Origin of the sequence: Castellaniella denitrificans, from assembly GCF_042653765.1 — a bacterium.
GTDB lineage: Bacteria > Pseudomonadota > Gammaproteobacteria > Burkholderiales > Burkholderiaceae_B > Castellaniella > Castellaniella denitrificans.
In genome coordinates this window covers 1,012,357-1,037,448 of record NZ_JBHSEZ010000001.1, presented here as the reverse complement: position 1 = coordinate 1,037,448, position 25,092 = coordinate 1,012,357, and the positions used below count along the sequence as shown (strand labels likewise).

Genomic DNA, 25,092 nt, shown 5'->3' with positions numbered 1-25,092 from the left:
ATCCGACCTTCCCATGAGCCTGACCGACGAAGTCGCACGCCGACGCACTTTTGCCATCATTTCCCACCCCGACGCCGGGAAGACGACCCTGACCGAGAAGCTGCTGCTGTTCGCGGGCGCCATCCAGATCGCCGGCAGCGTCAAGGCGCGCAAGGCCAGCCGCCATGCGGCGTCCGACTGGATGGAGATCGAGAAGCAGCGCGGCATTTCGGTGGCGTCCTCGGTGATGCAGATGGAATACCGCGACTGCGTCATCAACCTGCTGGACACCCCGGGCCACCAGGACTTCTCGGAAGACACCTACCGGGTGCTGACCGCCGTGGACGCGGCGCTGATGGTGATCGACGCCGGCAACGGCGTCGAGCCCCAGACCATCCGCCTGCTGCAGGTCTGCCGCGCCCGCAACACGCCCATCATCACCTTCATCAACAAGCTCGACCGCGAGGTGCGCGAGCCGCTGGACCTGCTCTCCGAGATCGAGGGCCACCTGGGCATGGACGCGATTCCGTTTTCCTGGCCGGTGGGCATGGGGCGCCATTTCGGCGGGGTCTTCGACCTGCGCCACGACCGGATGCGGGTCTTCCGCCCGGGCTCGGAGCGCCACCGGGACGACGACGAGACCATCCAGGGGCTGGACAATCCGGAACTGGCGGCGCGTTTCGGCGACGCCCACGCCAAGGCGAGCGAGGAGATCGAACTGATCACCGGCGCCATGCCGGCCTTCGACCACGAAGCCTTCCTGGCGGGCCGCCAGACGCCGGTGTTCTTCGGCTCGGCGATCAACAACTTCGGCGTGCGCGAAGTCCTGGACGCCCTGGTGGAACTGGCGCCCGCGCCCGGCCCGCGCGCCGCGCTGGAGCGCAGCGTGCTGCCGGCCGAGCCCAAGTTCACCGGCGTGGTGTTCAAGGTCCAGGCCAACATGGACCCGGCCCACCGCGACCGCGTGGCCTTCGTGCGCGTCAGCTCCGGCAAGTTCGAGCGCGGCATGCGCCTGAAGGTCGCCCGCAACGGCAAGGAAATCCGCCCGAACAACGTCGTGTCCTTCCTGTCGCAGCGGCGCGAAATCGTCGAGGAAGCCTACGCCGGGGACATCATCGGCATTCCCAACCACGGCATCCTGCAGCTGGGCGACGTGCTGACCGAGGGCGAATCGCTGACCTTCACGGGCCTGCCGTTCTTCGCGCCGGAACTGTTCCAGGCGGTCGAGGTCAAGGATCCCCTGCGCACCAAGCAGCTGCGCACCGGCCTGACGCAGCTGGGCGAAGAGGGCGCCATCCAGGTGTTCCGCCCCGAGGCCGCCGGCGGCGCGCTGCTGCTGGGCGCCGTGGGCCAGCTCCAGTTCGAAGTGGTCGCCCACCGCCTGAAGACCGAGTATGGCGTGGACGCCCGCCTGATGCCGTCGCGCTACAGCCTGGCGCGCTGGATCACCAGCCCCGACCCCAAGGCCCTGAAGAAATTCATGGACGCCAACGCCGCCAACATCGCCCGCGACGTGGTGGACGCGGTCGCCTTCCTGGCCAGCTCGCCCGCCCAGCTGCGGGTCGCCCAGGAACGCTACCCCGACATCGAATTCCACACCATGCGCGAACATGCGGGGCGGGTTTTTGGGTAATCTTTTTGCCGCCGGGCCGTCCCAAGGCAAAAAGCGCCCCCTTGGGGGGCAGCAAGCAGCCGCAGGCTGCGCGGCGTGGGGGCGGCCCCAGGCGAGACACAAGCGGTATCCGGCCGCCGCGATGGCTTCCTATACAATGCAAGGATCATCCGCACCGATCGACGAGGCACGCCACCCATGTCCTGGCGTCTGATTTTCGCTTTTCTGCTGCTGGCCGCAGGCGCATCCGCCTGGGGCGGCCTGCAGCTGGGCGATTGGCTGATCGCCCACGGGCCGGCCCAGATCCAGATGCCGGCGCCGCATCCCGAACTGGACCAGTCCGCTGCCGTGCTGGACGCCAACGGTAAGCCCTATGTCGCCTCCGCGCCGCAGGTGCTGCCGGACGGCCGCCAGGGGGTGCCGGAACAGGCGCCTCCCGTCGACTGGAAGATCCAGCAGGACTCCCTGATGGAGGACGGCAGGCCGATCGCCCTGGCGACCACCACGATTTCCATGGACGAGGCCATCGCGCTGGCGTCCCGGAACCAGCTCGGCGACGGGCTGCAGGGCATCGCCCAGTTCGGGGGGCTGGGGGGCAGCCAGGTGGTCCAGCCCATCGACGTCACGACGCCGCCTCCCCCGCCGCCACAGGCCCAGGCCGCCGCGTCCGGCGGCCAATGGCAGGCCGCTTTCCAGGCGGAACTCAAGGCCTGCGAATCGCTGGGGTTCTTCTCGCGGCCCTCGTGCGCCTGGGCGGCCCGCAACAAATACTGCGAACCCAACGACGCCTGGGGCCGCGTCCCCGACTGCCCGGCGAAGAAATCGGGCTTCTGAACGTATCCCCGGCCCCTGGCGGGGTTACATCTGCGACTGCAGGTAGTTCTGGAGGCCGAGCTGCTCGACCAGGCCGATCTGCGTTTCCAGCCAGTCGATGTGTTCCTCGGTGTCGTTCAGGATGGTCAGGAACAGGTCCCGCGAGGCGAAGTCCTGCACCGACTCGCAGTAGGCCATGGCTTCCTTGACGGTGGCCTGGGCGGCGGTTTCCAGCTTCAGGTCGCAGGCCAGGATTTCCGGCACGGTCTCGCCCACCAGCAGCTTGTGCAGGTCCTGCAGGTTCGGCAGCCCGTCGAGCATGAAGATGCGCTCGATCAGCAGATCGGCATGCTTCATCTCGCCGATGGATTCCTTGTATTCGTGTTCGCCCAGCGCCTCGAAGCCCCAGTGGCGCAGCATGCGCGCGTGCAGGAAATACTGGTTGATGGCCGAAAGCTCGTTTTTCAGCTGCTGGTTCAGATAGCGGATGACGGTTTTGTCGCCTTTCATGGCCTGTGCCTCCTTGGTGCGCGGCCCGGCCGGAATCGGACAGGTCTAAAGGACAAGGCTAGCACGACCCGCGCCCCCGGGAAACCGGGGGCGGGAGAAAGGGGCGGCGCCGGAAGCGGTTCCCTAGGCGACGCGGCGGGCGGCGACGCGCGACAGGACGGTGACCTCGACCTGCCCGACCAGCCCCGCCGCGGCGGGACCGACGTCGGCCGCATAGCGGCCGCCGGGCAGATATTCCGTCGCGGTGTCGGCGCAATGGCCGCAGCAGGTCGCCACGCCCAGTCGGGCCTGGAGATCGCCCAGGTCCGCCGCGCCTTGGGCGATGGCGTCCTGGACCTGGCGTTCGCTGATCGCGTTGCATACACAAATATACATGAGAATGATTATCATGTTTTTTCCTTGGGATGGCAAGCCCCCTCGAAGTCCTGCGCGATACTCTCGCCAGGAGGGCGCAACCGGCACCGCCCGTATGTATGTATGTCTGACTGGCATACCTGAATATTGATTGATAATCGTTCTCATCAATAATAGAATCTACGTGGGCGTGTCGCCGTGCGACCCGCCCGCTCCCTGAGGAGTCGACCCATGAGCCCATTGCTCGGAACACTGGTGTACCAGGTGGGCCAGATGTTCCTGATTCCGACCCTGGCGATCATCGCACTGCTATTCCTCTACGCGCTCCAGGCGCTGGGCAGTTTCCTGGCCTGCTGGTGGCGGCGGCGCGGTCGCGCGCCGGGGCGCGAGACGCACGATCTGCGCCATTTCGATTTGCTGCGCTGGGCGGCCGGGCACCCCGCCGCCCAGGGCGACGAGTGGGACGTGGCGGTGCGCCGGCTGCTGGAAACGCCGCGCATCGTGTCCATCGTGGCGCCCACGATGGGCCTGGTGGCGGCCATGATCCTGATGGGTCCGGCCTTGCGCGACCTGGTCGACGGGGACTTTTCGGCTCTGCCGGCCAGGCTGTCGATGGCGTTTTCCGCCATGATCGTCGCCCTGGTCACGGCTTCGATCATGTTCCTGATCGTGTCGGTGCGCCGCCGCTGGCTGGCCGAGGAACTGGCCTGGCTGCGGTCGCTCGCGCCGCTGTCCGAGCCTGTCCTGATCCTGGCCGGACCGACGCCCCAGGAGGAACAGGAATGGGACGAGACTCCGGCGGTCGGCAGGGCCCGGGCGGTCGCATGAAGTACCCGGCGCGGACCGGAGCCGGCCGCCTGTCCGTCCGCCGGCCCGGGACCGACGGCTTCCTGGCGGATGCGGGGCGAGGCTAGGGCGCCCGGCAGGGCCGCATCAGCGTCACGTCGCCGTCGGTCGGCATGATGCCCCGCATGGGCTCGCAGCGCCCGCCGACGCACCAGTCGTAGTCGGCGGTGTAGGGCGAGCGCGACAGGCGCAATTCGTCCAGCGGGCCGGTGCGGGGCTGGTAGACGTACCAGCCGTCGGGACGCAGCGTGGCGTCCTGCGGGGGCTCCATGCCCGCGCCGGAACCCAGGATGCGCGCCTGGCCCGGGACCAGGACCGGCCGTCCGTCCGGGCCTGCGCGGACCGTGTAGTCCTCTTCCCAGCGGATCTTCTCGATCGAGTGGGTCCAGGCCAGCGTGAAGGCCTGGACCGGTACGAAGCGCGGCGGCACCCGGGGCGCCGCCGCCAGGGTCAGGCAGATCCCCAGGGCGTCCAGCATCAGGCGGCCGCTCCCGCCGCGCGGGCGCGGCGGCTGCGCACCACGTGCCAGGCCGCGAAGAGCGCCGTGGCCGCGAAGCCGATGTCGTCGGTCAGCGGGATCGCCGCCACCAGCAGGATGGCCGCGGCGATGGCGTAGAGCCGCTCGAACCAACTGATCGGTGTCAGCAGGAAGCCGGTGATGCCGGCCGCCCACAGCGTGATGGCGACCAGGGCCTTGAAGACGATGTAGGCCACGTCCAGCGCGCCGCCGCCCTGCAGCATCAGGGCCGGCGAGTAGACGGCCATGTAGGGGATCACGAAGCCGGCCACGGCCACGCGCAGCGCCTGGATGCTGATCTTCAGGCCGTTTTCCCGGGCGATGGGCGCGGCGGCGAAGGCCGCCAGCGCCACCGGCGGGGTCAGGTCGGCCATGATGCCGAAATAGAACACGAACATGTGCGAGATGATCAGCGGCACGCCCAGCTTCAGTAGGATGGGCGCGGCCAGCGAACTGGTGATGATGTAGTTCGGGATCGTCGGGATGCCCATGCCCAGCACCAGGCAGGTGACCATGGTCAGGAACAGCGCCAGGAACAGGTTGTTCTCGCCGATGGCGATGACCTGACCGCCGAATTCGGCGGCCACGCCGGTCAGGTTGATGATGCCGATGATGACCCCCACCAGCGCGCAGGCCGCCGCGACCGACAGGGCGTTGCGCGCGCCCTCGGCCAGGGAATCGAGGGCCAGCCGCAGGGTGTCGCGCCCGTGCTTGCGGACCAGCAGCGCCAGGCCCAGCACGGCGACGATGACGAAGAAGTCCGTGACGCCGAACCGGATGAAGCCCGCGCAGGCGATGCCCAGCAGCAGCCAGAAGACGTAGCGCAGGATGATCGGCGAGGCGCCCTGGATGACGGCGGCGCCGAAGATCAGGATCACCGTCAGGCCCAGGCCGATGGTGCCGGAGAACAGCGGCGTGTAGCCGGAGAACAGCAGCACCACCAGGCCGATCAGGGGCAGCAGCAGGTACCAGCGGTCGCGCACGGCCTTCCAGGGGTCGGGGCAGTCTTCCTTGGCCAGGCCGTGCAGGCCGCGCCGGCCGGCTTCCAGGTGGACGGTGATGAAGGCGGTGGTGAAGTACAGGATGGCCGGGATGACGGCCGCCTTGACGACTTCCACGTAGGGGATGTTGAGGGTTTCGGCCATGATGAAGGCGACCGCCCCCATCACCGGCGGCATGATCTGCCCGCCCATGCTGGAGGTGGCCTCGACCCCGCCGGCGAAGGCGGAGGAATAGCCGAAGCGCTTCATCAGCGGGATGGTGAACTGGCCGGTGGTCACGACGTTGGCGACGCCCGAGCCGTTGATGGTGCCCATCAGGCCGGAACTGATCACCGCCACCTTGGCCGGACCGCCGCGCGCGTGGCCGACCATGCCCATCGAGAAGTCGCTGAACAGCTGGATCATGCCCGCCTGTTCCAGGAACGCGCCGAACAGGATGAACAGGTAGATGTAGGTGGACGACACGTAGGTCGGCGTGCCGTAGATGCCCTCGACCCCGAAGCCCAGGGTGCCGACGATCTGGTCGAAGCCGTAGCCGCGGTGCATGAAGGGGCCGGGGATGTACTGGCCGAACAGGCCGTAGGCCAGGAACAGGCCGCAGATGATGGGCAGCGCCCAGCCCATCATCCGGCGGGTGGCCTCGAAGACCAGCAGGATGGTGATGATGCCCACCACCATGTCGGCGTCGGTCATCTGGCCGGCGCGCGCCGTCAGGTCGGATTCGAAGACCCAGTGGTACAGGCTCAGGGCGAAGCCCAGGATGCCCAGGCCCCAGCCCAGCGTCCGGTTCGCGCGGCCGCCGCCGGAATACAGGGAGAAGACCATCAGCAGCACGAAGCCGACGTGGATGCAGCGGACCACCTGGCTGGACAGGGGGCTGTAGGCCGCGGTCCAGATCTGGAAGCAGGAAAAGACGACGGCGATCCAGAAGATGCCGCGCGGCAGGGGTTGGGCCGCGGTATCGTGGGGAGAGCTCATGAGCGGAAACCTGGGGATTGAAAAGGCGGTTCAGACGCAGGTCGGAACCGCCCGGAGGGATGGGAGGGAGCGCGGCGGCCCCGGCCGTATCCGGAGGCGGCGCAGCGCCCGCGCGCGATCACTTGATCAGGCCCACTTCCTTGTAGTAGCGCTCGGCGCCCGGATGCAGAGGCACCGGCATGCCCTTCAGGGCGTTGTCGAGCTGGATCGACTTGGCGGCGTTGTGGGCGGACTTCAGGGTGTCGAGCTGCTCGTAGAACACCTTGGTCATCTGGTAGACCAGGTCGTCGGGCACCGTCGAGGCGGTCACCAGGAAGTTCGGCACCGCCGCCGTGGGCGTGTCCTCGGTCTGACCCTCGTAGGTGCCGGCGGGGATGGTGGCCGGCTGATAGGCCGCGTTGCCGATCTTGGCGATGACGTCGGCCGGGATGGGCACGACCGTGATCTTGACCGAGGTCGCCAGGTCGCGGATGGAAGACACGCCCAGGCCGGCGGACTGCAGGGTCACGTCCAGCTGGCGGTTCTTCATCAGTTCGACCGACTCGCCGAAGGGCAGGTATTCGACCTTGTCGAAGTCGGCGTAGCTCAGGCCGGCGGCCTTGAGGACGGCGCGGGCGTTGAGTTCCGTGCCGGAGCGGGCGGCGCCCACGGAAATGCGCTTGCCTTTCAGGTCGGCCAGGGTCTTGATGCCGGAATCGCCGTTGGCGACGATCTGGATGTAGTTGTTGTAGGTGGCCGTCATGCCGCGCAGGTTCTTCAGCGGGGCCTTGAAGCCGGCCTCGGCGTTGCCGGTGTAGGCGTCGGACACGGTGTCGGCCAGCGCGAACGCGAGTTCGCCGCGCCCGGCCTGCAGCAGGTTCATGTTTTCGGCCGAGGCCTTGGAGACCTGGGCGGTGGACTTGGCGTCGGGGATGTGCTTGTTGTAGATCTGGGACAGCGCCACGCCCAGCGGGTAGTAGACGCCGCTCTGGCCGCCGGTCAGGATGTTGATGAACTTGGTGTCCGCCTGAGCGGGAGCGGCGGCGATGGCGGCGGTGACCGCCATGGCGCACGCGGCCAGCCATTTGTTGATGGGCATGGTGGGTTCCTCTTCAGTTGCGATGGGGATGCGAATCAGCATGGTATCAAGGGTCGCTCCGCGCTCCACTCCGTAATCACCCTAAAGCGGACGCGGATTCTTCCGGCGTGGCGAGGCCCGGGGAAAGGCGGTTGCGGCCTCGGCTATACTGCCCGGGATCAGGCCCGCATCGGGCGCGTCCGCCGCCCGCTCCATGAAACTGCCCTCCGCGCCCCGTATCGATCTGCTGGAACCCGCCGTGATGCTGGCGACGGTGCTGCAATGGCTGATCTTGGCCTCCCTGACCGGCCTGGTGGTCGGCGCCGGCACCAGCCTGTTCCTGCACGCGCTGTTCTTCGCGACCGGGCGCACCCAGTCGATGCCCCTGTGGGCCTACTGGGTCCTGCTGCCCCTGGCGGGGCTGGCCAACGGCCTGCTGATGGGGCACGCGCGCCGCCGCCTGGAAGCTTCGGGCCTGAAGGATTCCATCTTCGCCGCCGTGCACGAGCAGGGCGGCCGCATGCCCTGGCGCACCCTGTGGATCAAGCCGGTGGCGGCCGTCATCACGCTGGCCAGCGGCGGATCGGCCGGCAAGGAAGGCCCCTGCTCCCACCTGGGGGCGTCGCTGGGCGCGGCGGTCGGCCAGGTGTTCCGGCTGAACGCCGAACTGCGCCAGCGCGTCGTGGCCTGCGGCGTCAGCGCCGGCTTCGCCAGCGTGTTCGGCACGCCCATCGCCGGCGCCCTGTACGGCGTGGAAATGCTGATCATCGGCCGCATCCGCCACGACTTCCTGTTTCCCGCCCTGATCGCGGGGATGACCTCGTACCAGGTCAGCAAGGCCCTGGGCATTCCCTACGAGCAGTACGCCATCGACGTGCTGCCGGTGTTTTCCGAATCGCTGTTCCTGCGCACCCTCCTGGTCGGCATGCTGTGCGGGCTGGTGGCGCGCGTGTTCGTGGACCTGATCTACGCCGTGCGCAACGCCTGCCAGCGGCTGCAGGCCCGATGGAACGTGTGGCCGCCGCTGATGCCGCTGGCGGGCGGCCTGGCGCTGGCGCTGCTGGTGTCCTTCGCCATCCCGACGGACTACCTGGGCCTGAGCCTGCCGCTCATGGACCGGGCCCTGGCGGGCGAGGCCATGCCCTACGCGGGCTTCCTGTGGAAGACGATCCTGGTGGCGGTGACCCTGGGCTCGGGATTCTACGGCGGCATCGTCACGCCCCAGTTCGTCATCGGCGCCGTGGCGGGCAACGCCTTCGCGCACCTGTTCGGCATCAGTCCCTCCCTGGGTGCCGCCGTGGGGCTGGTGTCGGTGGTGGCCGCCGCGTCGAACACGCCGCTGGCCGCCATCCTGATGGGCGTGGAGCTGTTCGGCGGCGCGGTCGGCACGCTGTACGCGGCCGGCCCGGCCATCGCCGCCTACCTGATCATCGGCCACCGCAGCGTCTATCCGGACCAGCGCCTGGGGTATGCCAAGTCCTCCTGGATCCGGGTGCGGCCGGACATCCCGGTGAGCCAGGAAAAGACGCATCTTTCCTATGGCCTGCTCAAGGGTTGGCGGCGGATGCGGACGCGGGGATGGCGGATCTGGCCGGGCGCCGGCCGCCGCGCGGGCGGCGGGCGGGACGCCGCGGAAAAGGGGCCGAACGATGCGAAATCCTGAACTGATGCTGGCCGGAATCGGCCTGGCGGCCATGGGCGCCCAATGGCTGGCCTGGCGCCTGCGGGTGCCGGCGATCCTGTTCCTGCTGCTGGCGGGCATCGCCGTGGGGCCGCTGGCCGGCTGGCTGGACCCGGACGCCCTGTTCGGCGACCTGCTGTTCCCCCTCGTATCGCTGTCGGTGGCCGTGATCCTGTTCGAAGGCAGCCTGACGCTGGAGTTCCACCAGACGCGCGGGCTGGAGCGGGTGGTGCGGCGGCTGGTGACGGGCGGCACGCTGATCGCCTGGGCGGTGGCGGCCGTGGCGGTGCATGTCTTCCTGGACTTCCCCTGGGACCTGGCGATCCTGTTCGGCGCCATCACGGCCGTCACCGGCCCGACCGTCATCGCGCCACTGCTCAAGACCGTGCGCCCCGTGGCGCCGGTGGCGCACGCCCTGCGCTGGGAAGGCATTCTCATCGACCCGATCGGCGCCCTGCTGGCCGTCGTGTCCTACGACCTGATGGTGGCCCTGCGCATGACCCACGAGTGGAGCCATGCCCTGTGGGCCTTCGGCGCCACGCTGGCGGCGGGCCTGTGCATCGGGGCGGCGGCCGGCTGGCTGCTGGGGACGCTGCTGCGGCGCGGCTGGGTGCCGGATTCCCTGGTCAACCTGTCGGTGCTGGCACTGGTGTTCGGCGCCTTCGCCCTGTCCAACGCGGTGCAGCACGAATCCGGCCTGCTGGCCGTGACCATCATGGGCATCTGGCTGGCGAACCGGCCCGGCGTGCCGGTGCGCGACATCCTGGAATTCAAGGAGACCCTTAGCCAGATCCTGCTGTCGGCCCTGTTCATCCTGCTGGCGGCGCGCGTGGCGCCCGGCCAGTTGTACGGCCTGGGCTGGCCCGCCCTGGCCGTGCTGGCGGTGATGCTGTGGGTGGGGCGGCCGCTGAAGGTGCTGTTCTCCACCTGGGGGTCGGGGCTGAACTGGCGCGAACGCGGCCTGCTGGCCTGGATCGCGCCGCGCGGCATCGTGGCGGCGGCGGTGTCCGCCCTGTTCGCGCTGCGCCTGGAGAAGATGGACGTCCCGCACGCCGACCGGCTGCTGCCGATGACCTTCCTGCTGATCATCGGCACGGTGATCTGGCAGAGCCTGACGGCGCGGCCCATGGCCCGCCTGCTGAAGGCGGCCGAGCCGGACCGGGTGGGCTTCCTGATCGCGGGCGCCAATCCCGTGGCGCGGGCCATCGGCCAGGCGCTGCACGAGCAGGGCGTGCCGGTGCGCCTGTGCGACAGCGACTGGTACAGCCTGTCGCTCGCCCGGATGATGGGCCTGCCCACCTATCATGGCAGCCCGGTGTCCGAGCACGCCCAGCGCAATCTGGACACCACCGGCCTGGGGCGCCTGCTGGCCCTGGGCGTGCGCGACGACGCCAACCAGCTCATCACGGCGCGCGCCAGCGACGAATTCGGCAAGCGCAAGGTCTTCAGCCTGCCCCGGTCCCAGGACGCCGGCCAGTCCGAAAAGCATCTGCTGGACGCGGCCTATCGCGGCCGCACCCTGTTCGCCCCGGACCTGGGCTACTGGAAGCTGTCCGCCCGGCTGGCGGCCGGCGCCCGGGTCAAGGCCACGCGCCTGTCGGACAGCTTCGATTTCGCGCAGTACCTGGCCGCCCGCCCGGACCGTCCCGTGATTCCGCTGTTCGCGCTGAATCCCAAGGGCTACGCGCTGCCGTTCACCCTGGACCAGGAACTGCAGCCCGGCGCGGGCTGGACGGTCATCGGCCTGCACGAGGACGACGCGAACGGGGCGGAGGATCCGGCCGGCCGCGCGCCGGGCGCCTCATGACGGCCCGCATGGCCGGATCGGCGCCCCGGGATCCGGCCCGCGTTCCGGGAGACGGCGCCGGCGGCCGGCGCGTGTTCTTCGCCCTGTGGCCGGATGCCGCGACCGCCGCAACCTTGTCCGGCTGGGCGCGCCGGGCCCATGCGGCGTTCGGCGGGCGCGTCATGCGGCCCGAGACCCTGCACCTGACCCTGGCCTTCCTGGGCACGGTGCCCCTCGACCGGATTGCGGACCTGACGGCTCTGCTGGACGAGGCGTCATTGATCGGCGGCACGCTGCGCCTGGACCGCTACGGCCGCTTCCACGGTCCGAGGATCGTCTGGGCCGGCCCGTCGGCGACGCCGCCCTGGCTGGACGCGCTGCACGGCTGGCTGTGGCGGGCGCTGGCGCGCCGGGGCTGCGCGCGGCCGGACGAGTCTTTCCGGCCGCACGTGTCGCTGCTGCGCCGCGCGGCGCCGGGCGATCTGGACGCGCTGCCGGCGCCCGAGCCCCTGGACTGGACGCCGCGCCGCTGCGTGCTGGCGGCCTCGGCGCCGAGTCCGGCGGGGTCTTTCTACGAGATCCTGGCCGAGCGCGAACTCCGGATGCCCTGACCCGGCCTCCGCGGCGCGGGCATCCATGGCGCCGCGGCCTGCTGGCCCCGAACGGAAAAACCGCCCGGCGCCGGAATCCGGCGTCGGGCGGCCAAGGAATGGCGGACCGCGCATCGGTGGTCCGCCCTGCGTGGGCCCGTCCCGGGGGCGCAAAGGGAGTTGCCGCCCGGGGGACAGGCCCGCGCCGACGGACGGGCTACTTCTGCGGCCGCGGCGTGGCGGCCGTGCTCGGCGGCAGGGTGGGATAGACCACCTGGGGCTGCTCGCCGGTCAGGGTGTGCAGGAAGCTGACGATGGCCTTGACCTCGCCGTCGTTCAGTTCCTGGCCCAGCTGGCTGGATCCCATGATGGCCACGGCCTGTTCCAGCGACCAGACGTCGCCGCTATGGAAATAGGGAGCGGTCAGGGCGATGTTGCGCAGCGGTCCCGCGCGGAACACGTATTCGTCGCTGGCGGTGTTGGTCACGGTGAAGCGGCCCTTGTCGTCCGGCGGCAGGATGTCCGCGCCGGGCTTCTTCACCACGCCGAAGGGGAAGTAGCCCTGGCCGCCGACGTTGATGCCCTGGTGGCAGGCCACGCAGCCCTTGCTCATGAACAGGTCCAGGCCCTTGAGCTCGATCTCGTCCAGGCTGTCGGCGCCGGCCAGGAACTGGTCGAATTTCGAGTTCGGGGTCAGCAGCGTGCTCTCGAACGCCTCGATGGCGTGGGCCATGTTCTCGAAATTGACCGGATCCTTGTCCTTCGGATAGGCCTTCTGGAACAGGGCGACGTATTCCGGCAGGCTCTTGAGCGTTTCCTCGACCTGGGCGGGAGTGTTGTTCATCTCGACGCTGGCCTGCACGGGGCCCTTGGCCTGTTCCTTCAGGTCGGCGGCGCGGCCGTCCCAGAACTGGGCGCCGTTGAACAGTGCGTTGAGCACGGTCGGCGAGTTGCGCGGTCCGTGCTGCCAGCCGTGGCCGATGGAGGTCTGGATGTTGTCGGCCCCGCCCGTGCCGACGCTGTGACAGGTGTTGCAGCTGATGATGTGGCTGCGCGACAGGCGCGGTTCGAAGAACAGCTAGCGGCCCAGCTCGATGCTGTCGGCGGAAATGTTGCGTTCCTTGATCACGGCCTCGGCCGCGGGGATGGGCTGGAAGAACTGGCGCGCGGTTTGCCGCACCGTGTCGGCAGCGGGCGCGCCGGCGGCCAGGGCGGCGGGTCCGCCCAGCGCCAGTCCGGCGGCCAGGAGGAGGGAGGCGTGCGTTCTCATGGTGTTCCCCTTGTGGAGTGGTTATATCCACAATGAAAACATGGTCATTGATTCCCCGTATTGATGGGGGTCAAGGATCATCCGGGACCGTCAGCTTCCCACCACGCCACCGTCCTGCTTCCAGACCACGACCGTCGCGGGACGCGGCCGCGTCGCCCGGGGTCCGTCCGGCCAGGTCGAGGCCGAGAGCGGCTCGGCCTGGGCCTCGTCCAGTCCCGGACCCTCACCCGGATGCTGGATGTTGACGAACACGAAACGCTGGTCCGGCGTCCAGGTGATGCCGGTGACCTCGCAGCCCTTCGGGCCGGTCAGGAACCGGCGCAGCTCGCCCGACGCCGGGTCGGCGACCAGCATCTGGTTGTTGCCCTGGCCCTCGTAATCGCCGTTGTTTCCGTAGTTGCCGTCCGTCAGGATCCACAGGCGGCCCTGGGCGTCGAAGCCCAGGCCATCGGGGCTGTTGAAGGTGTTTTCGGCGGTGATGTTGGCCGAGCCCCGGCGCGGGTCGCCGTCCGTGTACCGGGCCGGGTTGCCGGCCAGGGCGAAGAGGTCCCATTCGAATGTCCCGCCGTGCGCATCCCCGCCGGTCTCGCGCCAGCGCACGATGTGGCCGTAGATGTTCTTGTCGCGCGGATTGGCCGCGTCGGCGCCCGGGTGCTCCGGTCCGCCCGGCCAGCGCGCCTTGCCGCTGCCGCGATCGGTGTTGTTGGTCAGGGTCGCGTAGGCTTCGCCGGTGCGCGGATGCACGGCGATCCATTCCGGCCGGTCCATGGGCGTGGCGCCCACCGCGTCGGCGGCCTGCCGCGTCCTGATCAGCAGTTCGCCCATGCTTTCGTTGAAGCGCTCGCCCAGGCGCCGGCCGTCCGTGCCGGGCGTGTCCAGCGTCAGCGGGATCCAGGCGCCCCGGCCGTGGTCCCCGAAACGGGCCACGTACAGGGTGCCGCGCTCCAGCAGCGTCCTGTTGCCGGCCGCGCCGGGCTTGTACGCGTCTTCCGAGACGAACTTGTAGATGTATTCGCTGCGCTGGTCGTCGCCCATGTAGATCACGACCCGGCCGTCGTCGGCGAGCGTCAGGGCGGCATTCTCGTGCTTGAAGCGGCCCAGGGCGGTCAGCTTGCGGGGCTCGGCCGAGGGGTCGAAAGGGTCGATCTCGACGATCCAGCCGTGGCGGTGGTATTCGTTCGGCTCTTGCGTCCAGTCGAAGCGGGCGTCGTGCGTGTCCCAGGCGTATTCGGGATCGGACGTCTTGCCGCCGCCCTTGTAGCGCAGCATGAGCCGGCGGTAGTCCTCGTCCGGATAGTCCGCCTGCCCGGCGTCGCGGGCGCCGACGCCGAAATAATCGGTGAAGTTCTCTTCACAGGTCAGGTAGGTGTTCCAGGGCGTCCAGCCGTTGCCGCAGTTGCCGAAGGTGCCCAGCACCCGCGTGCCCTCGGGATCCGCCCGGGTCCGCAGCAAAGGATGGCCGGCCGCGGGGCCGGTCATGCGGACGGGCGTGTTGGCGTGGATCATGCGGTTGTAGGGCGAATCGGCCACCCGCTGCCATCGGCCCTGCGCGTCCAGGCGGACGTGGACGACGGACACCCCCTGGGCGTGCTGCGCCTTGCGGATCCAGTCCGGGGACCAGCCTTTTCCGCCGGGCTGGACGCCCTTCGGGAAGAAATAGTGGGGCGTGACGTATTCGTGATTGGTCACCAGCAGGCCCTCGGCGCTGCTGCCGGAGACGCCGTCCTTGCCGTCGATGGGAAAGAAATGCAGGCCGTCGTGGTTGTAGCCGACCTGCGCGGCCTGGGCCGCGCCGTCGTCGCTGGCGTCGCCCTTGAAGGCCGGCGCGCCCGCCGCCAGCGGGTCGCCCCAGCGGTTGATCACGGCGTGGGCATAGCCTTCGGGCACGACCACGGTGTCCGCCGTGCTCATGGGGACCGCCTTGAATCCCAGGGTGGCCGGGTGCCGGCCCGAGGCGCTGCTCGCCAGCGCCTGCGCGGCGGGCAGCAGCCCGCCCAGGAAACCCACGGCGCCCAGGCCCAGGCCGCCCTTCAGGAAACGGCGGCGGCCGTCCAGGCGCGCGAACAGCCGGTCCAGGGGTTCGGCCGACGAGGGGTTGGCGGGGATGTCGTCGAGATCGCAGGTTTTCATGGCTTTATCGGCTCCGCAGCAGTTCGGGGGTGCGCAGCAGGACGAACTCGTTGTCGTCCTGGCGGTTCGGTTCCCGGCTGGACGAGAACGGGAAGTTGTTGTCGTTGCCGACGATGATGTGATCGGCGTCCACCACGTCCACGTTCTCGATGGTGAAGAATGGGAACTGCAGCGCGCCGTCCGTCAGGGGTTTGCGGGCCTTCTTGTCCGGGTCCTGGATGGCGAGCAGATCCACGTAGGCCAGCTTGCGTACCGCCTTGCCCGCGTTCGCGTCCGAGAGCTCGATCTTGTAGACGCGCTTGAAGCGGGGCAGGCTCGAGAAGCAGGTCTTCGTGTCGGCCCCGGGCGCGCAGGCCCAGTCGGGCGTGCCTTCGCCGTTGTCGCGTTCGATCACCAGGCCGGTCGTGGCGTCGATCATGTTGAAGTCGCCGATGGCGTGGTCCGCGCCTTCCAGCGGGTAGAGCCACGAGCGGCCGGTCCAGCGTTCGTCCGCGACGCTGAATTCCAGGATGCGCAGGGCGGTCTTGCCGTCCGCTTGTTCCCAGGTCCGGGTCTTTTCATCCCAGACCGGTCCTTCCAGCAGGGGGTAGAGGAACTTGCCGTCCCTGGATGCCGCCATGCCCTCGAAGCCTTTCGAGCGCTTGAGCGCGACGCCCTGGTAGGTCTGGCCGGGGGCGCCGGGCGACGCCACGGCGTAGTGGTCGGGCGAGCGGACGGTCCGTCCGTCGACCTGGGTCTCGAACAGGGCCAGCACCTTGCCCGAGCGATCGGTCTTCACCAGGTAGGGGCCGAATTCGTCGCCGATCCAGAAATGCCCGCCGATCGGCTGGAAGCTTTCGGTATCCAGGTCGGAGCCGGTCAGGTAGCGCGCGGGGGTGTCCTCGTGGACGATGCGGAAGGGGATCTTCCGGTCCGGGTCGCGCAGGAACACCGTGCCCAGCGGAGCCAGCGTCCCGGCCTGCCAGTCGATGCGGTACTGGTTCAGGTACAGCATGGCGTCCATGGAGTTCGCCTTGCTGCCGAAGCCATTGTCGGTCAGGACCCAGACGGTGCCGTCGGGCATGGCCTTGACGCCCGAGTGGCCCTGGCGGACCTGGCCCTGGACGGGCAGGGCGATGCCGGTGGCGCGGTCGGCCGACAGGCCCATGACCGAGCCCGGGGCGTCGACGCGGACCCCGCTGGTGTATTTGCCCGCGACCTTCAGGTCGGCGGGCGCGTCGGCGGGTGGCGCCACGAAACTGGCGGCCGGGAGCACGGCGTGGCCCTGCAGGACGGCGGGCGCCGCCTGCTGGGCCATGACGGCCCAGGGCGCGCAGCCGATCAGGGCGGCAAGAACGGTGGTGCGGAGTGGCGGCATGGGCTCTTCCTGGGAAACGAGGGAGGAGCCCGCAGTCTAGGCAAGGGAGATGACAGGAGTATGTCGGTCCTCAGCGTCCCGGCCGGCGCGCGGGGGGCCGGACCCCCACCCGGGCGTCCAGCGTCAGGGTCTTGCCCTGGCGCAGCAGCGTCAGCCGGGCCGTCGAATCCGCCGGCAGGGGTGCCAGCCGGTTGACCAGGTCGTAGGCGTCTTCCACGGGCTGGCCGTCCAGCGCGCGGATGACGTCGCCCACCCGCACCCCGGCGCGCGCCGCCGGGCCGCCCGGCAGGATGCGGGCGACGATGGCGCCGCGCGTGTCTTTCAGGCCGAAGGCGCGCGCCAGGTCGGGCGTGATGTCCTGGGGTTCCAGCCCCAGCCAGCCGCGCCGCACGCGGCCGTGCTCCAGGATCTCGTCCAGGATGTGGTGGGCGGCCGCCGCCGGGATGGCGAAGCCGATGCCCAGCGATCCCCCGGTCTCGGAATAGATCGCCGTGTTGATCCCGACCAGCTCGCCCCGGGCGTCGATCAGCGCGCCGCCCGAATTACCCGGATTGATGGCCGCGTCGGTCTGGATGAAGTCTTCATAGGTGTTCAGCCCCAGGCGGTTGCGTCCCACGGCGGACACGATGCCCTGGGTCGTGGTCTGGCCCACGCCGAACGGGTTGCCGATCGCCAGCACCACGTCGCCCACGCGCACCGTCGGGTCGGGGTCGAAGGCTATCGCGGGCAGGTCGGGCAGGCCGATTTTCAGCACCGCGAGGTCGCTTTCCGGATCCGCGCCGACCAGTTTGGCCGTCGCCTGGCGCCCGTCGTGCAGGCGCACCTCGATCGCGTCGGCGGCCTCGATCACGTGGTAGTTGGTCAGGATCGTGCCGTCGGCCCGCACGATCACGCCGGAACCCAGGCTGGTGGACGCCTCGCGCCGCGTGAACCCCGGCAGGCCGCGCAGGAACTGTTCCAGCCTGGGGTCGGCCGGCAGGGGCACCAGCGGCACGTCCACGTGCTTGGCGGTGTAGATGTTGACCACCGACGGCGCGGCCCGCGCGACGGCGGGCGCGTAGCTGAACGGCGCCGCGCCCCGGCCGGCCGCGGGCGCCATGGACGCGCCGCCCGCGGGGGCCGGTTCCGGCGTCCCGCCCGGCAGCCACTGGGGCCGCAGGGTCGCCACCAGAAAGAGGATCCCCAGGCAGACCGTCACGGTCTGGGCGAAAATCAGCCACAATCGTTTAATGAACATCGAATGACTCGAATAAAGGCACACTCATGAGCGTCCGGATATCCCGCCAGGCCCTGGCGGACTGGCTGAACGATACCTTGCAGCCGGAACGTTTTCGCGATTATTGCCCGAATGGCCTGCAGGTTCAGGGGCGCGACGAGATCCGCCGCATCGTCACCGGCGTGACGGCCTCGCAGGCCCTGGTCGAGGCCGCCGCCGCCCGGGGCGCGGACGCCGTCCTGGTGCACCACGGCTGGTTCTGGAAGAACGAGGATCCCTGCATCCGGGGCCCCAAGCACCGTCGCCTGGCGGCCCTGATGGCGCGCGAGATCAACCTGTTCGCCTACCACCTGCCCCTGGACGCCCACCTGGAATGGGGCAACAACGCCCAGCTGGCGCGCGTCATGGACTGGGTCCCGGACGCCGGCCCCGACGGCGCTCCCCGGCGCTGCGGACCCGACGACCTGGTCTGGCTGGGCGCGCCCGCCCGGGACCTGACGGTGGGCGGTCTGGCGGCCGACATCGCCCGCCGGCTGGGGCGCGAACCCCTGGTGATCGGCGATCCCGGCCTCCCGATACGGCGGCTGGCCTGGTGCACCGGCGCCGCGCAGGGCATGATGGACGCCGCCCTGGCGGCGGGCGCGGATTGCTACGTCAGCGGGGAAATTTCTGAACCCACCGTGCACCTGGCCCGCGAGGCGGGCGCGGCCTACATCAGCGCCGGCCACCATGCGACCGAGCGCTACGGGGTCCAGGCCCTGGGCGCGGCCATCGAGGCGCGCTTCGGCGTGCCCTGCGAGTTCGTCGACATCGACAATCCCGTCTAGCTATTTCTTCAGCGCGTCGCGGATCTCGCGCAGCAGCAGGACGTCCTCGGGGGTGGCGGCGGGCGCCGGGGCCGGTTCGGCCTCGAAGCGGCGCCGGGCGTTGTTCACCAGTTTCACCATCACGAAGACCACCAGGGCCAGCAGCAGGAAATTGACGAAGATGGTCAGGAAATGCCCCCAGGCGAACACCACCGCGCCCGCCTTGGTCAGTTCGGCCATCGTCATGGCGCCGGCATAGCCTTCGGGCTGGCGCAGCACCCAGAACAGGTTGTCGAAATTGACGTTGCCGCCGATGATGAAATTGATCAGCGGCATGAAGAGGTCGTTGACGACCGAATCGATGATCTTGCCGAAGGCCCCCCCGATGATGACCCCGATGGCCAGGTCCATCATGTTGCCCTTGATGGCGAATTCTCGGAATTCTTTGATGAAACCCCCGGTTGCGCTCATTTCGGTCCTCCTCCATCCATTTACCCCACTGGGCGTAACGCTATAATACGCGGTTGAAGACCCTTGTGGGGCGTCGGTTCCGCGGCCCCACGCACAGGCAGATCACGTTCAAAATGCTCCGCCCCCCGGGCGGCAACCAGGGATAACAGAATGAGTCAGCATCCGACACAGTCCGACGAGCAGGGCGCAGTCGACCCGAACCTGCCCCCCGATCCTTCGCGCCGTTTCTGGGTCGCCTCGGCCTGTACGCTCGGCGGAGTCGCTGGCGTCGCCACGGCCGTGCCCTTCGTCGGCTCGTTCGCGCCCTCCGAAAAGGCCAAGGCGGCCGGCGCGCCGGTCGAGGCCGACATCTCCGGCCTGGCCGAAGGCCAGATGATGACCGTCGAATGGCGCGGCAAGCCGGTCTGGATCGTGCGCCGCACCAAGGCCGAACTCGAAGCCCTGCCCAAGCACGACGCCGAACTCGCCGATCCCAACTCCGACCGTCCCGGCTTCACGCCGGAATGGGCCAAGAACGAATACCGTTCGCGCAAGCCCGAATACTTCGTCTGCATCGGCATCTGCACCCACCTGGGCTGCTCGCCCACCGCCCACTTCCAGACCGGCGCCCAGCCCGGGCTGCCCAGCGACTGGCCGGGCGGCTGGTTCTGCCCCTGCCACGGCTCGACCTTCGATCTGGCCGGCCGGGTGTTCGCCAACAAGCCGGCCCCTGACAATCTCGAAATCCCGCCCTACGTCTTTTCCGCCGATGGCACCCGCATCACCATCGGCGTCGACGAAGACAACAAGGCCTGATGGACGCCCCCGTTCATCCTTTTGCGATATTGAATCTAGGAGCCTTCCATGGCCGATAAAAACGTCGAGACGACCGGGTTGCTGGGCTGGGTGGACAACCGCTTCCCGCTCACCAAAATGTTCAAGGAGCACATGTCCGAGTACTATGCTCCGAAAAACTTCAATTTCTGGTATTTCTTCGGTTCGCTGGCCCTGATGGTGCTGGTGATCCAGGTCGTCTCCGGGATCTTCCTGGTAATGAACTACAAGCCCGACGCGCGCTTCGCCTTCGAGTCCGTCGAATACATCATGCGCGAAGTGCCGGGCGGCTGGTTCATCCGCTACATGCACTCCACCGGCGCCTCGATGTTCTTCGTCGTGGTCTACCTGCACATGCTGCGCGGCCTGTTCTACGGCTCCTACCGCAAGCCGCGCGAACTGGTCTGGATCTTCGGCGTGGGCATCTTCCTGTGCCTGATGGCCGAGGCCTTCTTCGGCTACCTGCTGCCCTGGGGCCAGATGTCCTACTGGGGCGCCCAGGTGATCGTGAACCTGTTCTCGGCCATCCCCTTCATCGGCCCCGACCTCTCCCTGTTCATCCGCGGCGACTACGTCGTGTCCGACGCCACCCTGAACCGGTTCTTCGCCTTCCACGTGATCGCCATCCCGCTGGTGCTGATCGGCCTGGTCGTGGCGCACATCATCGCCCTGCACGAAGTGGGCTCGAACAACCCCGACGGCGTCGAGATCAAGCAGGGCCCGAAGGACAAGTACGGCCGCCCCGTGGACGGCATTCCGTTCCACCCCTACTACTCGGTGCACGACATCGTCGGCGTGGCGGGCTTCCTGATCGTGTTCGCGGCGATCATCTTCTTCGGCCCCGAAATGGGCGGCTACTTCCTGGAATACAACAACTTCCTGCCGGCCGATCCGCTGAAGACCCCGCCGCACATCGCCCCGGTCTGGTATTTCACGCCGTTCTACACCATGCTGCGCGCCACCACCAGCGACTTCACCTGGGTCATGGCGGCGGGCGCCCTGCTGGCCGCCGTCCTGCTGTTCGCCAAGGGCAGGCTCTCCGGCATCTGGCGCCTGGCCGTGCCGGGCATCCTGGTCCTGGTCGCCATCCTGATGAAGGTCCTGGACGCCAAGTTCTGGGGCGTGGTGTCCATGGGCGGCGCCGTCGTCATCCTGTTCTTCCTGCCGTGGCTGGACCGTTCCCCGGTCAAGTCTATCCGCTATCGTCCGGGCTGGCACAAGGTCCTGTACGCGATCTTCATCATCGACTTCCTGATCCTGGGCTGGCTGGGTACCCAGCCGGTCTCGCCGACCTACACCCTCCTCGGGCAGATCGGCACGGTCATCTACCTGGCGTTCTTCCTGGCGATGCCTGTCTGGAGCCGCCTGGGCACCTTCAAGCCGGTTCCCGACCGCGTCACCTTCCGGGCCCACTGAAGGCCGAACCACTGACTGTCACGGAAAGATCATGCTGAAAAAACTGCTCGGTGCCCTGGCCCTGTCCTTGACCTGCTCCCTGACCTTCGCCGCCGGCGAAGGCCCGCAGCTGGATCGCGCCCCCGACCGCATCACCGACCTGGCCGCCCTGCAAAACGGCGCCAAGCTGTTCGTCAACTACTGTCTGAACTGCCACAGCGCCAACGCCATGCGCTACAACAAGCTCACGGACCTGGGCCTGTCGGAAGACGAGATCAAGAAGAACCTGCTCTTCTCCCGCGAGAAGATCGGCGATCTGATGACGATCTCCATGACCCCCGAAGACGCGAAGAAATGGTTCGGCGTCGTGCCTCCGGACCTGTCCGTGATCGCCCGCGCCAAGAGCACCAACTTCGGCCCGTCCGGCGTGGACTACATCTACACCTACCTGCGCACCTTCTACCGCGACACGTCCAAGAAGACCGGCTGGAACAACGTCGTCTTCCCCAGTGTCGGCATGCCCAACGTGCTCTGGGAACTCGAAGGCCCGCGCAGCTTCACCGACATCGAGGTCCACCAGGTCGCCGACGCCCAGGGCAACGAACACTGGGAACGCACCACCACGGTCTACGACGCCGACGGCTTCCCGACCGCCAAGTCCGAGCCCCTGAAGGACTACACCGGCGAAGCCACCCGCGTGACGCGCTTCGACTCCGCCGACGCCAAGACCTTCGGCAAGTTCGAGAGCGACGTCGCCGACCTCAGCAACTTCCTGGGCTGGATGGCGGAACCCGGCCAGCTGGTGCGCAAGCAGATCGGTGTCGTGGTCCTGCTGTTCCTGTTCCTGTTCCTGTTTGTCGCCATCCGCATGAATGCGGCATACTGGAAGCATGTCCGCTAGGATCGTCTGAATCAGAGGATCCCCGGGTCGGCCGCGCCCTTCGCGGGGCGCATGACCCTCCGGCCGCGCGGGCCGGGATGCCAGCCAGGCGTTGCCACGCCTGGCTTGCGTTTTCAGGCTCGCGCGTGTTCTTCGTCTTTTTTTGCATTGGAACCCACGACATGATGGTGCTCTATTCCGGGACGACCTGCCCCTTTTCGCAACGCTGCCGCTTCGTGCTGTTCGAAAAGGGCATGGATTTCGAAATCCGCGACATCGACCTGTACAACAAGCCCGAAGACATCGCGGTGATGAATCCCTACGGCCAGGTGCCCATCCTGGTCGAGCGCGACCTGGTTCTGTACGAGTCGAACATCATCAACGAATACATCGACGAGCGCTTCCCGCACCCGCAGCTGATGCCGGCCGACCCGATCATGCGGGCGCGCACCCGCCTGTTCCTGTACAACTTCGAAAAGGAACTGTTCGTCCACGTGTCCACGCTGGAAAACCGCGGCATCACCGACGAGAAGATCCGCGACGCGGCCCGCGCCAACATCCGCGACCGCCTGGCCCAGCTGGCCCCCCTGCTGGTGAAGAACAAGTTCATGCTGGGCGAGGAATTCTCCATGCTGGACGTCGCCGTCGCCCCGCTGCTGTGGCGCCTGGGCCATTACGGCATCGAGCTGCCCAAGAGCGCCGCCCCGATCCAGAAGTACGCCGAGCGTCTGTTCTCGCGCCCCGCCTACATCGAGGCCCTCACCCCGTCCGAAAAGGTCATGCGCCGCTGAACATGCAGGAATCCTCGACCAAACCGTACCTGATCCGCGCGCTGCACGAATGGTGCACGGACAACGGCTACACCCCCTACCTGGTGGTCACCGTCGACGAAAACACCGTGGTGCCGCGCGCCCACGTCCACGACGGCCAGATCACGCTGAACATCAGCCACCTGGCCACCAACCGCCTGACGCTGGGCAACGAATACATCGAATTCGAATCCCGCTTCAACGGCGCGGTGGAGCACCTGTTCATCCCCGTGGGGGCGGTCTCGGCGGTGTACGCCCGGGAGACCGGCGCCGGCATGGGCTTCGAGGTCGTGGCTTCGCGCCCCTATCCGGGCGGCGACGACCAGCCGGGGCCGCAGGCGCCCCCGCCGGGCCCCTCGACGCCCCCGGACGACGGCCCGGACGCCCCCAAGCCCTCCCACCTGAAGGTCGTCAAATAGGGCGCGCGCCCGTCCTGTAGAATGACGGTCCTTGGCCGGCTTAGCTCAGTTGGTAGAGCAGCTCACTTGTAATGAGAAGGTCGGGGGTTCGATTCCTCTAGCCGGCACCAACAGGATCAGACCATGACGCCAGCCCATGCGGCTGGCGTTTTCATGAGCGCGGATGTCCGGAAACCGGTTTCTCCATCCAGGAGGCGCGAATCTCACCACATTCGTGATGTCCCTGGCGCCGGAAACCAGTTATCATGCACAGTTACATTTGAGTCAAGGCTGTTGCGGCGCTGACGAGGGGAGCTGCCGGCCGGTGGACGACATTCGGACAGCGCGCGGACAATGAGCCAGACCATCTCCTTAGGTACGAGTTTTTCCCGGCCGATCGTCCAGGCGGCGTGGGTCGCGGCGGCGGCGTTCCTGCTGGCGCTGGCCAGCCTGCTGATCCAGCCGGTGTTCGGCCGCGCGGTTCTGTGGCCGGCGAATGCGGTCCTGGCGGGGGTGCTGCTGCGCCACCAGGCGCCGATCCGCCCCCTGTCGTGGGCGCTGATGGGCGCCGGCCTGGTCCTGGCCCGTCTCGGCCTGGGCGTCGTCCCGCCCCGGGCGCTGGCCGACGGCCTGGCGGACCTGGCGGGCGTCTGGGTGCTCTGGATCATCCTGGCGCGCTTCTGGCCCCTGGACAACCTGCGCACGCCCCGGGCCGTGATCCGGATGCTGCTGGCGGGCCTGGCGGCAGCGGCGACCACGGTGGCCATCGGTCTGCTGGCCGGCTTCTGGCGGCCGGCCGCGGCGGCCCTGGAAGCCGTCGCCAGCGGCCTGCTCGGGCAGTGGCTCGGCTATTGCATCTTCCTGCTGCCCGTCCTGCTGCTGCCCAAGATGGAAATTCCCGGGGTCGACCGCCGCCACAGGGATCGCGGCCCGCTGCGCCACCTGGGAAACTGGCCCGCGCGGATGCCGGGACTGCTGCTGGCGGCCAGCCTGGCGCTGTGTTTCCTGCTGGGCGGGCCCGGCGCCCTGCTGCTGCCGTTCGCGGCCCTGGTGTACTGCGCGCATGCCTACCAGCAGTGGACGGCGGCCTGGCTGGCGCTGCTCTCGGCCCTGGGGGTCCTGCTCGGCTTCGACGCCGGCTGGACCCTGGTCCCGGACCTGCTGGCGAACCTGTCCGCCTGGACCCGGATATCCCTGCAATTGGGCGTCCTGCTCCTGATGATCGTGCCGCTGCTCATGTCCAGCGCGCTGGCCGCGCGCGGCGACCTGATCGTGTCCCTGAACCGCGCCCTGGACCACGACGACCTGACGCAGGCCCTGTCCCGCCCGGCGTTCACGCGGGGCGCCCAGGAATATCTCCGGCGGATTCCCCCGGCCCCGTATGGCAACGGGCTGATGATGCTGGACATCGACCATTTCAAGCAGCTCAACGACCAGCACGGCCATGCCGCCGGGGACAACGTGCTGTGCGAATTCTCCCGCACCATCCGCGAGGCCATCCGCCCGGAGGATCTGTTCGGGCGGCTGGGGGGCGAGGAATTCGGCCTCGTCCTGCCCGATTGTTCGCTCGAGGACACCGCCGAGATCGCGGAGCGGCTGAGATCCTGCGTGGAGAAGATCCGCCTTTACCACGACAGCGACGAACCCCTGCGGATCACGGTCAGCATCGGCGTCGCGCACGACAGGCAGGGCCTGCCGGCCAGCCTGGACAAGCTGCTGGCGTATGCGGACCAGGCGCTCTACCGGGCCAAGCGCCAGGGCCGCAACCGCTACTGCGTCCATGGGGCCGAAGAGGCCGGGCCCGGCTGATCCGGCGCGGCCGG

Annotated in this window: 24 protein-coding genes and 1 tRNA gene; 14 read left to right on the top strand and 11 right to left on the bottom strand. The window is 68.6% G+C overall.

Features of this window, described 5'->3' with window-relative positions; all coding sequences use genetic code 11:
- Positions 1–13 precede the first annotated feature (13 nt).
- On the top strand, positions 14–1,612 hold the full coding sequence (locus ACFO27_RS04845; protein WP_376816258.1) for a peptide chain release factor 3: 1,599 nt from the start codon (positions 14–16) through the stop codon (positions 1,610–1,612).
- 177 nt (positions 1,613–1,789) lie between these two features.
- A complete protein-coding gene (locus ACFO27_RS04840) occupies positions 1,790–2,425 on the top strand; it encodes a hypothetical protein (RefSeq protein ID WP_376816257.1) in 636 nt (211 codons plus the stop codon).
- A gap of 24 nt (positions 2,426–2,449) precedes the next feature.
- On the opposite strand, the gene bfr is transcribed toward ACFO27_RS04840, so the two are convergent.
- A complete protein-coding gene (bfr, locus tag ACFO27_RS04835; protein ID WP_376816256.1) occupies positions 2,450–2,914 on the bottom strand; it encodes a bacterioferritin in 465 nt (154 codons plus the stop codon).
- 123 nt (positions 2,915–3,037) lie between these two features.
- A complete protein-coding gene (locus ACFO27_RS04830) occupies positions 3,038–3,289 on the bottom strand; it encodes a (2Fe-2S)-binding protein (protein ID WP_376816417.1) in 252 nt (83 codons plus the stop codon).
- A gap of 210 nt (positions 3,290–3,499) precedes the next feature.
- Here ACFO27_RS04830 and ACFO27_RS04825 point away from each other — a divergent pair, with 210 nt between their 5' ends.
- Positions 3,500–4,096: a MotA/TolQ/ExbB proton channel family protein gene (locus tag ACFO27_RS04825; protein ID WP_376816255.1), complete on the top strand. Its 597-nt coding sequence runs from the start codon at positions 3,500–3,502 to the stop codon at positions 4,094–4,096.
- An 82-nt stretch (positions 4,097–4,178) separates the two neighbouring features.
- Here ACFO27_RS04825 and ACFO27_RS04820 read toward each other — a convergent pair whose 3' ends face one another.
- The 3 genes from ACFO27_RS04820 to ACFO27_RS04810 all read right to left on the bottom strand — a co-directional run bounded on the left by ACFO27_RS04820 (position 4,179) and on the right by ACFO27_RS04810 (position 7,688).
- The gene (locus ACFO27_RS04820; RefSeq protein WP_376816254.1) at positions 4,179–4,592 is read right to left on the bottom strand and encodes a DUF1850 domain-containing protein; all 414 of its coding nucleotides are present in this window, start codon (positions 4,590–4,592) and stop codon (positions 4,179–4,181) included.
- On the bottom strand, positions 4,592–6,610 hold the full coding sequence (locus ACFO27_RS04815) for a TRAP transporter permease (protein WP_376816253.1): 2,019 nt from the start codon (positions 6,608–6,610) through the stop codon (positions 4,592–4,594). Before ACFO27_RS04815 ends, ACFO27_RS04820 begins: the two co-directional genes overlap by 1 nt.
- Positions 6,611–6,728: 118 nt before the next feature.
- On the bottom strand, positions 6,729–7,688 hold the full coding sequence (locus ACFO27_RS04810; RefSeq protein WP_376816252.1) for a TAXI family TRAP transporter solute-binding subunit: 960 nt from the start codon (positions 7,686–7,688) through the stop codon (positions 6,729–6,731).
- 193 nt (positions 7,689–7,881) lie between these two features.
- Here ACFO27_RS04810 and ACFO27_RS04805 point away from each other — a divergent pair, with 193 nt between their 5' ends.
- Genes ACFO27_RS04805 through thpR form a run of 3 tightly spaced genes read left to right on the top strand, consistent with a single transcriptional unit; the run spans position 7,882 to position 11,745 of the window.
- The gene (locus ACFO27_RS04805) at positions 7,882–9,330 is read left to right on the top strand and encodes a chloride channel protein (RefSeq protein ID WP_376816251.1); all 1,449 of its coding nucleotides are present in this window, start codon (positions 7,882–7,884) and stop codon (positions 9,328–9,330) included.
- Positions 9,317–11,155, top strand: coding sequence for a cation:proton antiporter (locus ACFO27_RS04800; protein WP_376816250.1), 1,839 nt, complete (start codon positions 9,317–9,319; stop codon positions 11,153–11,155). The genes ACFO27_RS04805 and ACFO27_RS04800 overlap by 14 nt, the downstream gene beginning before the upstream one ends.
- Positions 11,152–11,745, top strand: a complete 594-nt coding sequence (gene thpR, locus ACFO27_RS04795) for an RNA 2',3'-cyclic phosphodiesterase (protein ID WP_376816249.1) — start codon at positions 11,152–11,154, stop codon at positions 11,743–11,745. The genes ACFO27_RS04800 and thpR overlap by 4 nt, the downstream gene beginning before the upstream one ends.
- Positions 11,746–11,941: 196 nt before the next feature.
- Here the strand turns inward: thpR and ACFO27_RS04790 are convergent, their stop codons facing one another.
- The 5 genes from ACFO27_RS04790 to ACFO27_RS04770 all read right to left on the bottom strand — a co-directional run bounded on the left by ACFO27_RS04790 (position 11,942) and on the right by ACFO27_RS04770 (position 17,712).
- The gene (locus ACFO27_RS04790; protein WP_376816416.1) at positions 11,942–12,802 is read right to left on the bottom strand and encodes a cytochrome-c peroxidase; all 861 of its coding nucleotides are present in this window, start codon (positions 12,800–12,802) and stop codon (positions 11,942–11,944) included.
- Positions 12,803–12,994: a hypothetical protein gene (locus ACFO27_RS04785; protein WP_376816248.1), complete on the bottom strand. Its 192-nt coding sequence runs from the start codon at positions 12,992–12,994 to the stop codon at positions 12,803–12,805.
- 90 nt (positions 12,995–13,084) lie between these two features.
- A complete protein-coding gene (locus ACFO27_RS04780; RefSeq protein ID WP_376816247.1) occupies positions 13,085–15,124 on the bottom strand; it encodes a PhoX family protein in 2,040 nt (679 codons plus the stop codon).
- Positions 15,125–15,128: 4 nt separating this feature from the next.
- Complete coding sequence (locus ACFO27_RS04775) at positions 15,129–16,481, bottom strand: esterase-like activity of phytase family protein (protein WP_376816246.1); 1,353 nt, start codon at positions 16,479–16,481, stop codon at positions 15,129–15,131.
- Positions 16,482–16,551: 70 nt separating this feature from the next.
- Entirely contained in the window at positions 16,552–17,712 is a 1,161-nt protein-coding gene (locus tag ACFO27_RS04770; RefSeq protein ID WP_376816415.1) for a trypsin-like peptidase domain-containing protein, read from the bottom strand.
- Between the two features lie 32 nt (positions 17,713–17,744).
- Between ACFO27_RS04770 and ACFO27_RS04765 the strand changes: the two genes are divergently transcribed.
- The gene (locus tag ACFO27_RS04765; RefSeq protein WP_376816245.1) at positions 17,745–18,524 is read left to right on the top strand and encodes a Nif3-like dinuclear metal center hexameric protein; all 780 of its coding nucleotides are present in this window, start codon (positions 17,745–17,747) and stop codon (positions 18,522–18,524) included.
- Here the strand turns inward: ACFO27_RS04765 and mscL are convergent, their stop codons facing one another.
- Positions 18,525–18,974, bottom strand: a complete 450-nt coding sequence (mscL, locus tag ACFO27_RS04760; RefSeq protein ID WP_376816244.1) for a large conductance mechanosensitive channel protein MscL — start codon at positions 18,972–18,974, stop codon at positions 18,525–18,527.
- A gap of 150 nt (positions 18,975–19,124) precedes the next feature.
- Here mscL and petA point away from each other — a divergent pair, with 150 nt between their 5' ends.
- The 7 genes from petA (at position 19,125) to ACFO27_RS04725 (ending at position 25,078) form a co-directional block, all read left to right on the top strand.
- On the top strand, positions 19,125–19,769 hold the full coding sequence (gene petA / locus ACFO27_RS04755) for a ubiquinol-cytochrome c reductase iron-sulfur subunit (RefSeq protein ID WP_376816243.1): 645 nt from the start codon (positions 19,125–19,127) through the stop codon (positions 19,767–19,769).
- A gap of 48 nt (positions 19,770–19,817) precedes the next feature.
- Entirely contained in the window at positions 19,818–21,203 is a 1,386-nt protein-coding gene (locus ACFO27_RS04750) for a cytochrome b (RefSeq protein WP_376816242.1), read from the top strand.
- Between the two features lie 31 nt (positions 21,204–21,234).
- A complete protein-coding gene (locus ACFO27_RS04745; protein ID WP_376816241.1) occupies positions 21,235–22,083 on the top strand; it encodes a cytochrome c1 in 849 nt (282 codons plus the stop codon).
- 161 nt (positions 22,084–22,244) lie between these two features.
- A complete protein-coding gene (locus ACFO27_RS04740; RefSeq protein WP_376816240.1) occupies positions 22,245–22,853 on the top strand; it encodes a glutathione S-transferase N-terminal domain-containing protein in 609 nt (202 codons plus the stop codon).
- 2 nt (positions 22,854–22,855) lie between these two features.
- Positions 22,856–23,290, top strand: coding sequence for a ClpXP protease specificity-enhancing factor (locus tag ACFO27_RS04735; RefSeq protein WP_376816239.1), 435 nt, complete (start codon positions 22,856–22,858; stop codon positions 23,288–23,290).
- Between the two features lie 34 nt (positions 23,291–23,324).
- Positions 23,325–23,400 (top strand) — tRNA-Thr (locus tag ACFO27_RS04730).
- A gap of 223 nt (positions 23,401–23,623) precedes the next feature.
- Positions 23,624–25,078 carry a GGDEF domain-containing protein gene (locus ACFO27_RS04725; RefSeq protein ID WP_376816238.1) on the top strand — a complete coding sequence of 485 codons (1,455 nt, stop codon included), beginning with the start codon at positions 23,624–23,626 and terminating at the stop codon, positions 25,076–25,078.
- Positions 25,079–25,092 lie beyond the last annotated feature (14 nt).